Annotated in this window: 13 protein-coding genes; 9 read left to right on the top strand and 4 right to left on the bottom strand. The window is 31.1% G+C overall.

Annotated features, from left to right (window positions below):
* Positions 1 to 85 precede the first annotated feature (85 nt).
* The 7 genes from SM9_RS10905 to SM9_RS10935 all read left to right on the top strand — a co-directional run bounded on the left by SM9_RS10905 (position 86) and on the right by SM9_RS10935 (position 3,761).
* Positions 86 to 355: a DUF7557 family protein gene (locus SM9_RS10905; protein ID WP_058740162.1), complete on the top strand. Its 270-nt coding sequence runs from the start codon at positions 86 to 88 to the stop codon at positions 353 to 355.
* Positions 345 to 551, top strand: a complete 207-nt coding sequence (locus SM9_RS10910) for a type II toxin-antitoxin system RelE family toxin (RefSeq protein ID WP_058740163.1) — start codon at positions 345 to 347, stop codon at positions 549 to 551. The genes SM9_RS10905 and SM9_RS10910 overlap by 11 nt, the downstream gene beginning before the upstream one ends.
* Before the next feature lie 356 nt (positions 552 to 907).
* The gene (locus SM9_RS10915) at positions 908 to 1,198 is read left to right on the top strand and encodes a 50S ribosomal protein L21e (RefSeq protein WP_058740164.1); all 291 of its coding nucleotides are present in this window, start codon (positions 908 to 910) and stop codon (positions 1,196 to 1,198) included.
* A 5-nt stretch (positions 1,199 to 1,203) separates the two neighbouring features.
* A complete protein-coding gene (locus SM9_RS10920) occupies positions 1,204 to 1,548 on the top strand; it encodes an RNA polymerase Rpb4 family protein (RefSeq protein WP_058740165.1) in 345 nt (114 codons plus the stop codon).
* A gap of 111 nt (positions 1,549 to 1,659) precedes the next feature.
* Positions 1,660 to 2,295, top strand: a complete 636-nt coding sequence (locus SM9_RS10925; protein ID WP_058740166.1) for a DUF655 domain-containing protein — start codon at positions 1,660 to 1,662, stop codon at positions 2,293 to 2,295.
* A gap of 10 nt (positions 2,296 to 2,305) precedes the next feature.
* A complete protein-coding gene (rsmA, locus tag SM9_RS10930; protein WP_058740167.1) occupies positions 2,306 to 3,178 on the top strand; it encodes a 16S rRNA (adenine(1518)-N(6)/adenine(1519)-N(6))-dimethyltransferase RsmA in 873 nt (290 codons plus the stop codon).
* A gap of 1 nt (position 3,179) precedes the next feature.
* Positions 3,180 to 3,761, top strand: coding sequence for a HemK2/MTQ2 family protein methyltransferase (locus SM9_RS10935; RefSeq protein ID WP_058740168.1), 582 nt, complete (start codon positions 3,180 to 3,182; stop codon positions 3,759 to 3,761).
* Between the two features lie 20 nt (positions 3,762 to 3,781).
* On the opposite strand, the gene dapF is transcribed toward SM9_RS10935, so the two are convergent.
* The gene (dapF, locus tag SM9_RS10940) at positions 3,782 to 4,642 is read right to left on the bottom strand and encodes a diaminopimelate epimerase (RefSeq protein WP_058740169.1); all 861 of its coding nucleotides are present in this window, start codon (positions 4,640 to 4,642) and stop codon (positions 3,782 to 3,784) included.
* An 8-nt stretch (positions 4,643 to 4,650) separates the two neighbouring features.
* Positions 4,651 to 5,934: a diaminopimelate decarboxylase gene (gene lysA, locus SM9_RS10945; RefSeq protein ID WP_058740170.1), complete on the bottom strand. Its 1,284-nt coding sequence runs from the start codon at positions 5,932 to 5,934 to the stop codon at positions 4,651 to 4,653.
* A gap of 132 nt (positions 5,935 to 6,066) precedes the next feature.
* Here lysA and SM9_RS10950 point away from each other — a divergent pair, with 132 nt between their 5' ends.
* Positions 6,067 to 6,471 carry an NUDIX hydrolase gene (locus tag SM9_RS10950; protein WP_058740171.1) on the top strand — a complete coding sequence of 135 codons (405 nt, stop codon included), beginning with the start codon at positions 6,067 to 6,069 and terminating at the stop codon, positions 6,469 to 6,471.
* Here SM9_RS10950 and SM9_RS10955 read toward each other — a convergent pair.
* Complete coding sequence (locus SM9_RS10955; protein WP_058740172.1) at positions 6,468 to 7,634, bottom strand: aspartate aminotransferase family protein; 1,167 nt, start codon at positions 7,632 to 7,634, stop codon at positions 6,468 to 6,470. The genes SM9_RS10950 and SM9_RS10955 overlap by 4 nt on opposite strands.
* 64 nt (positions 7,635 to 7,698) lie before the next feature.
* Between SM9_RS10955 and SM9_RS10960 the strand changes: the two genes are divergently transcribed.
* Complete coding sequence (locus SM9_RS10960; RefSeq protein ID WP_058740173.1) at positions 7,699 to 8,130, top strand: peptidylprolyl isomerase; 432 nt, start codon at positions 7,699 to 7,701, stop codon at positions 8,128 to 8,130.
* 89 nt (positions 8,131 to 8,219) lie between these two features.
* Here SM9_RS10960 and SM9_RS10965 read toward each other — a convergent pair whose 3' ends face one another.
* Positions 8,220 to 13,496, bottom strand: a complete 5,277-nt coding sequence (locus tag SM9_RS10965) for a right-handed parallel beta-helix repeat-containing protein (protein ID WP_058740174.1) — start codon at positions 13,494 to 13,496, stop codon at positions 8,220 to 8,222.
* Positions 13,497 to 13,528 lie beyond the last annotated feature (32 nt).

The following is a 13,528-nucleotide window of genomic DNA, read 5'->3' on the forward strand; positions in this document are numbered from 1 at the left end:
CTTTACCATCACTAAAGAATTTAAATATATAAAATACTACAAGTTTACAAAAATTATTTATAGTATACTGAGTATACTATATTGTATGATGACCAAAACCATAAAAATTTCAGAAGGAACACATCAAAAATTATCAGAATTCGCATCAAAAAGAGATACATTTGATGATGTTATAAACTTTTTAATCAATTATTATATTAATAATGAAGAATTTACAAACAAAGAAGCAGAATTTTATAATAATGAAATAGACAACTTTGAAAAAGGAAACTTAGATAATGTAACTGAATTAACATTAAAAGATTTAGAAAAAAGAATATTAAAATTAGAAATGAGAATGAATAATGAAATATAAATTATTTGAACACAAAAAAGCAAAAAGATTTCTTAAAAAACATGCAAAAGATGAAAAATTATTGTTAAGAATTAATAAAAAATACCTAGAAATTTTAAAAAATCCTTATGAATCAGAATTTATAGAATTAACAAGTAACAAATATCCAAAATGCCAAAGAGCTAGAGTAGGTAACTACAGAATAATATTATGTTAGTGAATCAAAAAAACAGATTGAAATAATAGATATAATACCACGTAAAAATAAATATAGGTTATTTTGAAATTTTTCAAAATAAATGATATTATAAAGTATATAAAATTTAATATGGGATTATACTTCAAAAAAATTGAATTAAAATAAAAATTAAAACCAACATATTAAATTTGGCTCTTTCAAAAACTAAAAGTATATTAATATCTTCAAATATAAATTATACTATTATCATATCACTGATGATAATTTATTTTCACACTCTATGTTACTAGTATTTATGGGCTTTTTTGATACTAGGTAGCTGATAACATAGACTTAATTAATACCCAGTGCATTAATAAATCGAGGTAATTAAAATGCAAAGATCAAGAGGATTTAAAAGCAGATCAAGAAAAAAATTAACTAAAGTTGAAAGAAAAGGTAGAACTAACCCAATCACTAACAGATTCCAAAAATTCGAAGAAGGGGATTTAGTTCACATTATTATTAACCCAAGTATTCAAAAAGGTCAACCACATTCCAGATTCCATGGTAAAACTGGACAAATTATTGGTAAAAAAGGTAAAGCTTACTTAGTAGCTTTAAAAGAAGGAAATAAAGCAAAAGAATTAATTGTTAGACCTGACCACTTAAAATTACAAAACTGATTTAAATGATTGGTAAAAACATCATTAAAAAAGAGGAAATTACAGGAGTTGAAGTTAAAGAAACTCTTGAAGAATTTTCTCAAGATTATGAATTAAATTACGAGCAAAATGTAACTTTAAATCATCTTGCCAGATTTCCAAGATTTTCTCTTGAAGACTCACAAAAAATCATTGATGAACTTGAAAACAAAATCGGCTTAAGACATAAGGTTGCAGTGCACATCGTTGATTTAATTCCACAAGATTTATCTGATTTAAGATTAATATTTGCAAAAGAGCCAACTCAAGTAAGCAAAGAAGAAATGGAACAAATACTTGAAATCTTAAATCAATATTTCCCAGAAGAATAGTGTGATACTATTCTTTTGATAACTTTTTTTAACTAACTTATTTTAGATATATTTATTACTATTAAACATTAAATTAAATATTAGATTTTTAAAAAATAGTGAAGTGATATTATGGATAAAAGAAATAATAAAAGAAAAAACCCACCTCAAAAAACTGAGGACAATGCAGTGATACTTGATTATCTTAGTTTAGGATATGTTCAGTCTGATATGTCTAAGTTTAAGGGTAAAGCTATTGCTCAAGCTATTGGTACTGATTACTTCACTTTATTAGAATTAGCACCTAAAAGAGGTGTTGATTTAGAGATTCAAGATACCGTCTATATTGGAAAAGGAAAAAGAGACAAAATTTATAGAGTCCTTGGAAAATTAGACTTTGAAAATTTAACCGCTACAAGTAGAATAGAACTCGAATATGCAATTAAAGATATTGTCATATCCAGAGAAGAAGAATTCGTTGACTTTTTCAACACTGCAGGTCCTGTTAATACAAGATTACACAAATTAGAGTTAATTCCTGGAATTGGTAAAAAATACATGTGGGACATTATCGAAGAGCGTAAGAAAAAAGAGTTTGAAAGCTTTGAAGATATAAGTGAAAGAGTTCCTGCATTATCTGATCCTGTTGCTATGATTGTTAACCGCGTAAAACAAGAATTAGATACTACAACAGTTAAGAAAGGTAAACAAAAATATTATTTATTCACACCTATTCCTAGAAGCCCTCAAAACAGGAATAAACGATAAAAGTGATAACTTGAATAGTAAAGGTAACGAATCCTTATCTAAAGCAACAAAATCTATTCTTAATAAATACAGAATAAGATTAAACAAAAATCTTGGACAAAATTACTTAATTGACAATAATAAACGCAATCAAATAATTAATTTTGGAGATATATCTAAAGAGGATATTGTTTTAGAAATTGGTGCAGGAATCGGTACGCTTACAATAGAACTAGCTAAAAAAGCTAAAAAAGTAATAGCTATTGAACAAGATTCCAATATTTGTAAAATATTGAATCAACGTTTAAAAGACGAAAAAATTGATAATGTAGAGCTTATAAATGATGATGCATTGAAAATTGAATTTCCAAAGTTCAATAAGATAGTATCCAATCTACCTTATCAAATATCATCACCCATTACCTTTAAATTTTTAGATTATGATTTTGACTTAGCCATCCTGATGTATCAAAAGGAATTTGGCGAAAGAATGAACGGTGAAGTTGGAAGCAAAAACTATTCAAGGCTTTCAGCAATGCTTTATTTTAAATGTGATGTCAAATTGTTAAGTGATGTCAGTTGCGAGAGCTTTATACCTAAACCGAAGGTAGATTCCGTTGTCATGGGATTGACGCCAAAAGAATCAAAAATAGATTCAAAAGATTTCAACGTTTATTCTAAATTTACAAAGGCGTTATTCCAGCATAGAAACAAAAAAATTAGAAATGCACTGATTGATTCAAGACATATCGTCAGCAATCTTGATAAAAAGGAAATTAAAAAAAGACTTAACGACATAGATGATGAAAGAATAAATGACTACTTAACCAAAAGAGTCGTTGTACTTAGTCCTGAAGAGATTTTATTTATTTCAAAAGAGCTTAACCCTATTTTTAATGATTAATATGGATTTTATAATTGATACTCACGAAAATGTTTACATACCTGCGGAAGACAGTTATCTTCTTGCTGAAAATTTAGAGATAAAAAATGGACAAAGTGTTTTAGAGATTGGTACTGGCACTGGAATTGTAGCAATGTATGCATCCAAACTAACTGACAAAGTAACCGCAACAGACATTAATTTTGATGCTATAACCTTAGCAGAATCAAATTTTAAAGCAAATAACATTGATAACATAGAATTGCTTTTTGGAAATCTTTTTGAACCTGTAAAAAATAGAAAGTTTGATGTAATTTTATTCAATACTCCATATCTACCTACTGATGAAGGTGATGTTATAGATAGCAATTTAAATTATGCATTCGATGGTGGATTAAATGGAAGAAAAGTTATTGATCTTTTTTTAAATGAAGTGAAAAATCATTTAAATGATGGTGGAATTGTCCAGCTGATTCAGTCTTCATTTTCGGATAATGATGAAACACTAAACATGCTTGATGAACTTGGTTTCATAGCAGAAATTGCAAAAAAAGAACATTATTTTTTTGAAGATATTGTATTGATAAATGCTTATCTAATTTAAATATTAAAAAAGGAGAATAATTAGAATTCTCCATCAAAAACAAGTTTTGCAGGACCTTTCATGAAAGCTCCCAATTCACCATTTTCCTCATAGACATCAAAGTTTAAATCTCCACCAGGTAAATGTAGCAATATATTTTCATCAAATAATCCTAATTTATAACCGGAAATTGCTGTTGAGGTTGCGCCAGTACCGCATGCAAGAGTTACTCCTGCACCACGTTCCCAGGTAATCATCCTACCTTCATTTTTGCTTATGACTTCAACAAAGTGTACATTGATTTTTTCAGGAAAAACTTCATGTGCTTCAATAGCCGGACCATATTTATTAATGTCAATGGAATCAACATCATCGACGAAGATTATTGCATGAGGATTTCCTACACTAATGGCTGTAACATTGAATTTAGTGTCAATGACATCCAATTGGCCGTCAATAAATTCATCTTCATCACTAGTCATTGGAATTTCAGGAGTTTTGAAAGTTGATGTGCCCATATCTACCTTAAACAAAACAGGCTCATCATTTTCTAGAGTTATTTCAATGGTTTTAATCCCGGCTCTTGTTTCAACAGTCATTTTTTCCTGTTTTAAAATACCTTTTCTATAAACAAAATCACCAAAGCATCTTATACCATTACCACACATTTCAGCTTCGCTTCCATCTGGATTGAACATTCTGTATCCAATGTCTGCAACATCAGACGGTTCTACAAACAATACTCCATCTCCACCTACACCGAAGTTTCTGTGGCATAATATTCTGCAAGCTTCCGGCTTATCGCTTTCGGGAATTACTTCACCTTTTGATTCGTCAATTATAGGGAAGTCATTTCCAATACCATGCATTTTTGAAAATTTTAATCCTTTTAAATCAAGCATGATATCACTTATTTTAAATGATCAGGAATTATTTGCTGCGCATATAAATCTTCAAATGATTGTCTTTCACGTACTATTTGGCATTTTCCATCAGTTACCAATATTTCTGATGCCAATGGTCTTGAGTTGTAGTTTGAAGACATTGTAAAACCATATGCTCCTGCATTCATTATTCCTAAGACATCTCCTTCTTCAACATCAGGCATTGGCCTGTCACGTGCAAACAAGTCTCCGGATTCACAGACATTACCTGCAATGTCGACTTCCTGAGTATTAGGAGCATCCATTTTGCTTGCATCTACAATGTGGTGGTATGAATCATACATTGCAGGTCTGAGGAGTGTGTGGAAACCTGCATCTACACCGATGAATTTTCTGTAACTTTGTTTGACGCTGTTTACGGTTACTAAAAGCACACTTGCATCACCAACAAGGAATCTTCCAGGTTCGAGATACATTGTAGGTGAACCCATATCGAACTCTTCCAGTTTTTCCTTGAATAATCCTATATTGACTTCTGCGAATTTGTCCAAGTCCACGATTTTTTCTTCAGGAGTGTATGGAATACCTACTCCACCACCGAAATCAACAAATTCAAAGTCAATTCCAACATCCTGATGGACTTTTCCTGCAATATCCATAGTAGATTCAATAGCTAATTTGAATGGTTCAGGGTCTAAAATACCTGAACCTATATGAGAATGCATACCAACTGGATTGAATCCTAAATCTTTTGCCTGTTGATAAACTTCACTAGCTTCAGAATCCATAATACCAAATTTACTCATGACTCCTCCGGTGATACAGTGATCATGGTGTCCTGCACCGACCATCGGGTTGACCCTAAATGAAATTTTAACTCCTTCAGGATCGATGATTTTAGCTAACCTGTTGAGTGCTGAAACAGAGTCAATATTTAAAACAGCACCTTCTTCATGAACGAATTTCAATTCTTCATTGGTAATGTTGTTACCTGTAAAAAGAATTCTTTGACCGTCGAAACCTAATTTTTTAGCAGTGTAAACTTCACCAGGAGAAACTGCATCAATGCAGCATCCTTCGCTTTCCAAAATTTTCATTACAGCTAGGTTTGTATTAGCTTTACATGCATAAAATACTTTGAAATCAGGATAATATTTAGAAAATGCACTATAAAATCTGTTATAGTTATCTCTAATCCTATTTTCATCAATAACATATGTTGGAGTTCCAAATTCTTCTGCAATATCTACTGCATCAGCTCCACCTATATCCAAATGGTTTTTTTCATTGACTTTAATATTTAAATCCATAATATAAACTCCTAAAAAAGTTTTATTATAGTTATAGGTTTATATTAGATATTATTTAAAACTAGTGAAGGAAAGGATTTTGCCAACCATTTAATTAATTAAAAAAAATAAATTAAATTTAAAGGTGATAAAATGGAAAAACCTTACGGATTGACAATGAGAGGCATAGTAAAAAACGATGATGGAAAAATTTTAGTCCTGAGAAGACATCCGAAATCAAAAACAAATCCTCACAAATGGGAACTGCCCGGTGGAAAAATAGAAAAATGCGAATTTTTTGATGAAGCATTGATTCGTGAAATCCGGGAAGAAACCGGTCTTGACATTAAAGTTGGAGACTTTGGAGAAGCAGTTCAGGATGATTATCCTCACAAAAGAACAGTGCAGTTAATAATGTATGCAAAAGACATTTCAGGTGAAGTCAAAATAAGCGATGAGCATGATGATTGGATGTGGGCTGGTGTTGAAGAGATTAAATCTCTGGATATTACATCATCTCTTGAAAAAATAATAGAAAAAAAGAATAGTGAACTTTAGAGTGTTTCATCTAAAGCTTTTACAAATTCATCAATTTCTTCTTTTTTGATTATTAATGGTGGAACTAGTCTTAAGACATTTCCAGCAGTACAGTTGATTAAAAATCCTTTTTCACGGAGTTTATCAACATATTCTGCACCAGGTTGTGTCAATTCAATACCGACCATCAATCCGCAGCCTCTTACTTCTTTAATGATATCATGATTTTCCTGAAGTTTTTCTAATTCTTCTTTTAGGTATTGGCCCATTTCTTTTGAATTAGTTAACAAATCATCATCATAGATAACATCCAAAACTGCATTAGCTGCAGCACATACCAATGGTCCCCCACCGAATGTGGTTCCGTGATCTCCAGGTACAAATGCGCTGGCCACTTCATCAGTTGCAAGAATACCACCCATTGGAACTCCTCCTCCAATAGCTTTTGCCATAGTCATTATATCAGGTTTTACATCAAACAATTCATGGGCAAATAATGTTCCACATCTTCCAAATCCTGTTTGCACTTCATCGACTATGAAAACAATATTATTTTCCTTACATATTTTGGAGATTTCCTTAAGGTAGTCCATATCAGGAATATTGACTCCACCTTCACCTTGAACAGGCTCCACAATAATTGCAGCAGTATTATCTGTAATAGCTTCTTTTATTGCATCTATATTATTGTATGGCACATTAATAAATCCTTTTGGCAATATTGCTTTGAATGGTTCGTGATAATGTTCATGCCCAGTTGCTGCAAGTGTTGTAACCGTTCTTCCGTGAAATGATTCTATAGTTGATATTACTTCACTTTTTCCAGTGTATTTTACAGCTAACTTTATAGCTCCTTCATTTGCTTCAGCACCACTGTTTGCATAAAATATTCTATCAAAACTTGTTAATTCGATTAATTTTTTAGCATAGATTAATGCAGGTTCATTATAGTAAATACTTGACACATGAATAAGCTTTTCTGCCTGATCTTGAATAGCTTTAACGAGTTTTGGATGATTGTGACCTAAGGCATTAACGGCAATTCCAGCAAACATATCTATATATTCATTTCCATCAATATCTGTTACTTTTACACCATCCCCATGATCCAATACGATTGGTTGTCTTGTGAATGTGTTAATAAAATAATTATCTTCAATTTCAATAAGTTCTTTAGTATTCATAATAATCACTAATAATTATATAAATAATGATATTTATATTATAATTATAAAAAAAGGTGATTAAATGAAAGTCGCAATAATTGAAACTGATAAAGGAGTAATTGAATTAGAATTATTCCCAAATGAAGCTCCAGGAACTGTAGCTAACTTCGAAAAATTGATTAACGAAGGATTTTATGATGGATTAACTTTCCATAGAGTAATTCCCAACTTTGTAATACAAGGCGGATGCCCTAATGGAAATGGAACAGGCGGACCAGGTTATACCATCAAATGTGAAACTGAAGGAAATCCTCACAAACATGGAACTGGTGCTTTATCAATGGCACATGCAGGTAAAGACACTGGTGGAAGCCAATTCTTTATTACTCACTCACCACAACCTCACTTAGACGGAGTTCATACTGTATTCGGTCAAGTAATTAAAGGCCAAGATGTGGTTAATGCAATTGAACAAGGCGACCACATGAACAAATTATATGTCGAAGAAAGATAGTTACCAAACTATCTTTTAACTATTTTTACACCAAAATAAAAAAAAGAATAGAGAAAATAAGTTCTCTATTTTGTTCAACAGCCATTTCCTCATGCAATAATAACATCTTTAACAAGCCTAATTGAAGCTTTAACAAAACTATCAAAAATCTTATTAATACCTATTTCCTGCATTTTTTCAGGAGCCATATGCTGATTTGCTAAAGGATTAACAGAATTTTTAATTATAAGATTTAATCCCTCACCATACGCTACAGCACTTACACCATCATTGATACCGCTTAAAAGTCTTGAAGCAAACTGACTATAGTCATGATTATCAACAGAATATGATATTGCATTGGCTAAACCTCCTATAGTACCTGCAACAGTACCTACAAGCATATTAATGTAATGGGCTGCCGCAATTTCAGCATATGAAACTCCACAACTAACACCAGCAGTAACTAATGTAATAGCCAATGTAATACTAGTTTCAATTAAATCCTGTTGCCATGCAGGTCTTGGGAAATGATCAGTTACACTAGGATATGACTTAACTGAAACTATTGAAACTGCAGCCTCCTGATTATAGACATCAACATTGCTTTTGCTACTATATCCCTTATTATTTGAAAAATCACTAGCAACAATACTTAAAGTACCTTTATTATAAATTGCTCCTGCATATTTAGCATAGTTATTAGCGAATGTGGAATTATAAATAAGGACTGAACCTTCATTAACAATAGCTCCACCATAATCACTTTTCACATTATAATCAACCTTATTATTATTCATATGAGAATTGAAAATACTGACAGTACCCTTATTATAAATTGCAATGTTAAATCCCTGAATCGTTAGATTATTGATAAATACAGAAGACCTTTTTTTCGTTACTAAAAATTGAGTCTCATCTTTATCATCAGGATTTTGAACAAATATTGTAGCGCCATTACCATTTAAAATCAGATTACCGTAATTGAAATCAAACAATATTTTTGAATTAGGTATTGCACCGTATTGCTTGTTTACAAAGGATACATTAATAACATCATAATTATCATTGCTATTAACTACAACAGATAATTTATATAAATCGGAAACATCATTTACAACTAAATTATAAATAGTTTCGTTGAGACTGTCCCTGTATAAAACTAATCCATCATTTTTTGTAATGATATTAGATTTAGAGAGTCCATTACAGCCAATAACTTTGACAACAGCATTTTCATCCAAGTATATTGGATTATCATCACCATTATACCATGCTAAATTGGACAATCGGGTATTTCCACTGAATGAACAGTTATAGAATTGAGCAAATGAAGAAACCCCTTTACCAAAGTATGCTCCACCATAAGAAGCACGATTATTGGTGAACGTTGTATTGTAAACATATGATGAGTCATAATTTCTTATCGCCCCACCAAATTCGGATTCAGCATTTTGATAGAAATAATGTATCCGATTATCCTTAAATGTACAGTTAATAATAATTAACTTACCATAATTGACAATAGCATCATTAAAACCGGATATAGTTAAGTTAATCAAAGTTAATGAACCATATTTTGGAACAAAAGCAAAATGATTGTCACTTTTATCTGAACTACCAGACAATTTGATTTCAGCACCATTACCATTTATAACTACAGACCTACTTCCAATATCAAATAAGAAACCATGACGGATATGGTAATTGTCCTTTTTACCGCCCTTTGTAGCAAATGTCGCTTTAGAATTATAAGAACGGAAGTCATTTTTGAACGCTACATTATTATAATCAGATGAAGAAATAGTATATGTTTTTTTATCTAAATTAAAAACAAATGAAGAACTATTGGAATTAAAAATACTTTCCCTATTATCTTTTGCTAACTTAAGAACATTATTATAAGTATAGGTAGCAGTCCTATTGACATTGAAAGATGAATATGGTCTATAATCAAGACAGGATCCTGCTTCAAAGTTATTATTTAGGTCTTTTGTGAGTTTATTGAAGTTATCCCTATTCTTATCATAAAGAACAACCATACTTCCATCAACAGCATGAATAGTATCATAATCAGTTTTGAAATCGCATAAGACAAAATTCGTTAATGAACCTGGTTCCGCATATAAAACCGCTGCCGGCATATCATCCTGATACGTGTAAACAGATGCGCCATGCCTATTATCATTTTTGTCAAAAACACAATTTATGAAGGTAGCTGTATTTTTATTATAGATAACACTTCCCTGAGTTGTGGTTGCCCAGAAAGATGCATCATTTTTAACAAAACTAACTCCATTACAGTATACTTCACCATTATTTACAAATACACGTTTAAAACGTGTAAAAGTAAGATTATTTACTGAAATTTTAGTTCCTTTTTCTAAAGTAATAAATCCATTTTTATAGTTATCATCAATTGTAGCACCATTACCGTTAATATATAGAGCACCATGAGTTAAGTGAATATAATAACTCCATTCCTTGTCTTTATAAAAACCACTGGCAAGTTTATACGTATCCTTCTTAAGGTTGATTATTATAATGTCTGCCCTGAAATCATTACCGGATATTTTTTTAAGAACATTTTCAAATTCGCCATTATTTGAGACCGTCACATTATAAATAATACTTGATTCTCCATTCGGGAAAATATAACGACGAAGATTATCTCCAATATTACTATAAATAACATTACTTGCTTTATTGAAAGTTTCATTAGTATGTAATGGTATTAAAGAACCATAACTCGTTTTATTTAAAATTGCAGGTGTTTGAGAATATTTATTAAGCACCTTGATGTTAATGGTGTAAACTTCCTTATTGTTATGTAACACCTTAACGGCATAATCACCTGCTTTAACATTTAATTGACAATATGCAATATCATCAGTAATATTGGCATTGAAAGTATAGCTTCCAACCTTAAATATCACACTGCCATTTTTTAATTTTTCTGAAGCGAATTTAACTGAAAAAATATCGTTTATATTATATGTAGCATTTCTTGACACTATTTTAAGCTGATTAGTGAAAGATTCACCAGTAACCTTATTGATTGATTTAACAGTGTAAACACCTGGCTGTAAATTACTTATGGAAGTTAACTGAGCAACACCATTACTAGAAACCTTAGCTTTATATTCAACCTTATTAATTTCAAAAGCAACTTCGCTACCCTTATTTAGATAATTGCCATTTGAATCTTTAAATACTGCAGTGAAAGTCTTATTATCACCCTGAACTTTAGTCATGTCTTTTCCATAAACACTGATTTTACCAACAGCCAAATTATATGTTAAAGTTTCAGAATCAACAGTAGCAGTAATCTTATGAGTTCCCTCCTCATTAGGAACAAATATGACTTCTAAAGAATTGCCAGCAATATTTTTAGTTGTGAAAGTGCCTTTTTTATCTGAAGATAACTTGATTGTGGAAAATTCATAGTTAGATACACCTGATGTGAAAGTAACTTTTATAGTGCTATCAACACCAACATATCCTTTTGAATCACCAGAAATACTAACTTTATTTGGATTGCCATCAGAATGTTTTTCATTACGACCAATTGTGTGATATTCCATCAATTTCTCATTATTAAATGAAGGAGAATTAGTTCCCCACCAATTTTGTTGAATAGATGAATATTTTCCACTGTTGAAAACATCTTTTCCTTGACCTGATGCATCATTGCCTAAAAATACATTATTATTTATAGTTAAAGAAGCAGATTTTGAATCTGTATAGATTGCTCCTCCACGCCCATCAGTAGCTTTATTGGAACTGAAATAGGTATTGATAATAGACATTGTGCATTTATTGTTGACATAAATTGCTCCACCTTCTTTAGCATGATTGGATATGAATACTGAATTTTTAATGCTATCCAATAAATCTGTATAAATAGCACCACCTAAATTTTCAGCCCAATTATCTATAAAAGTACAATTATCAACAGTAAGTTTATTTTTACACCTTACTGCTCCACCATAACGTTTTTCTTTACCACCGGTTGCATAATTATTTTTAAATGTTGAATTAATTAATATGATATTTGTTGATCCGCTATCACTGAATATAGCTCCACCATCACCAGCCGTAGCGGAGTTAGCTATAAATGTGGAATTGATGAAAGACACATCACCAGATTTTTTATTAATATAAATAGCCCCACCAAAATCGCGGGTAACCTTATTTCCATTAAAATTAATATTACATACATTAGATGAAATGTAATCGGTGTATACTGCACCACCATGATCCTTAGCAGTGTTATTTATGAAAAATACATTTGGACCAAATTGAATATAATTGGTATATACTGCTCCGCCTTTAGCATCGGCAGTATTTCTTGTGAATGTTGAATTTTCAATATGTGTCCATTTAGAGGAATAAATAGCTCCACCTTCACCGGATTTAGCAGCATTATCAGTAAAGGTTGAAGTTGAAATAACTACATTTGAACTATCTGAATAAATGGCACCACCCTTAAGAGCAGAGTTTTTAGTGAAGGATGAATTTTTAACTACAATATTTGCATATGAAAAAATTGCCCCACCTAAATCATCAGCAGCATTATTTGTAAACTGACATCTTTCAACATATACCGCATCACCAGAATAAATTGCACCACCATATGTTGGATGCTTAACATCCATTTTAGATAATTTATTGGAGATAAATTTTGTGTTAATTACTTTAACTATTTTATCAGAATAAACAGCAGCCCCATCAATTAAAGCCGTGTTACCTTCAAAATAACAATTTTCAATAATTAAATTTCCCCTAGAATAAATCGCTCCACCACTACCACCTGAAACTCCGCAATTAATGAATTTGGAATTTTTAACAGTAAGTGTGTTTTCTCTCACACCATTATAAATCGCTCCACCATCAGATGCAGTATTGGCCATAAAAGTACAGTTATTGATTGTGTATTCCGCAGTTCCTCTAATATATATGGCTCCAAAACCTAATCGCATATTTTTATTATTTTTTATTACCAGATTTTCTAAAGTAATCTTTCCACTTGATGAATCAAATAGATAAGTATATTTTAAATTAGAACAGTCAATTGTATGGCCTTGTCCATTGATTGTCAAGCTTTTACCAATTGATATTCCGGAATCCCCGCTTACAGAATAATCCTGACTTAACTTTATAACTGCCCCATTTGAGGCTTTATTTATTTGATTTTGAAGTTCATTAAATGAACCTGAACTTAAGTTATCATCTTGTTGAATAGATAATTGAACATCATCATTTGAAATAGCTACAAAATCAGCATCTACTGATTGCGTATCATTTAAATCAATAGCGCTGACGCTAGAAATTGAACATAAAACAAATAATATCATTAATCCAATCATTATGTTTTTTATCTTCATGTTTCCTCTCCTTAAAGTATAATCATTTATCT

The organism is Methanobrevibacter millerae, from assembly GCF_001477655.1.
Taxonomy (GTDB): Archaea; Methanobacteriota; Methanobacteria; order Methanobacteriales; family Methanobacteriaceae; genus Methanocatella; species Methanocatella millerae_A.

Excerpts from the sequence above, each read along its gene's own strand:
- SM9_RS10915 (WP_058740164.1), top strand. The coding sequence starts at position 908 with ATGCAAAGATCAAGAGGATTTAAAAGCAGATCAAGAAAAAAATTAACT.
- SM9_RS10920 (WP_058740165.1), top strand. The coding sequence starts at position 1,204 with ATGATTGGTAAAAACATCATTAAAAAAGAGGAAATTACAGGAGTTGAA.
- SM9_RS10950 (WP_058740171.1), top strand. The coding sequence starts at position 6,067 with ATGGAAAAACCTTACGGATTGACAATGAGAGGCATAGTAAAAAACGAT.
- SM9_RS10905 (WP_058740162.1), top strand. The coding sequence starts at position 86 with ATGATGACCAAAACCATAAAAATTTCAGAAGGAACACATCAAAAATTA.
- dapF (WP_058740169.1), bottom strand. The coding sequence starts at position 4,642 with ATGCTTGATTTAAAAGGATTAAAATTTTCAAAAATGCATGGTATTGGA.
- SM9_RS10960 (WP_058740173.1), top strand. The coding sequence starts at position 7,699 with ATGAAAGTCGCAATAATTGAAACTGATAAAGGAGTAATTGAATTAGAA.
- SM9_RS10935 (WP_058740168.1), top strand. The coding sequence starts at position 3,180 with ATGGATTTTATAATTGATACTCACGAAAATGTTTACATACCTGCGGAA.
- SM9_RS10910 (WP_058740163.1), top strand. The coding sequence starts at position 345 with ATGAAATATAAATTATTTGAACACAAAAAAGCAAAAAGATTTCTTAAA.
- SM9_RS10925 (WP_058740166.1), top strand. The coding sequence starts at position 1,660 with ATGGATAAAAGAAATAATAAAAGAAAAAACCCACCTCAAAAAACTGAG.
- SM9_RS10955 (WP_058740172.1), bottom strand. The coding sequence starts at position 7,634 with ATGAATACTAAAGAACTTATTGAAATTGAAGATAATTATTTTATTAAC.
- SM9_RS10965 (WP_058740174.1), bottom strand. The coding sequence starts at position 13,496 with ATGAAGATAAAAAACATAATGATTGGATTAATGATATTATTTGTTTTA.
- lysA (WP_058740170.1), bottom strand. The coding sequence starts at position 5,934 with ATGGATTTAAATATTAAAGTCAATGAAAAAAACCATTTGGATATAGGT.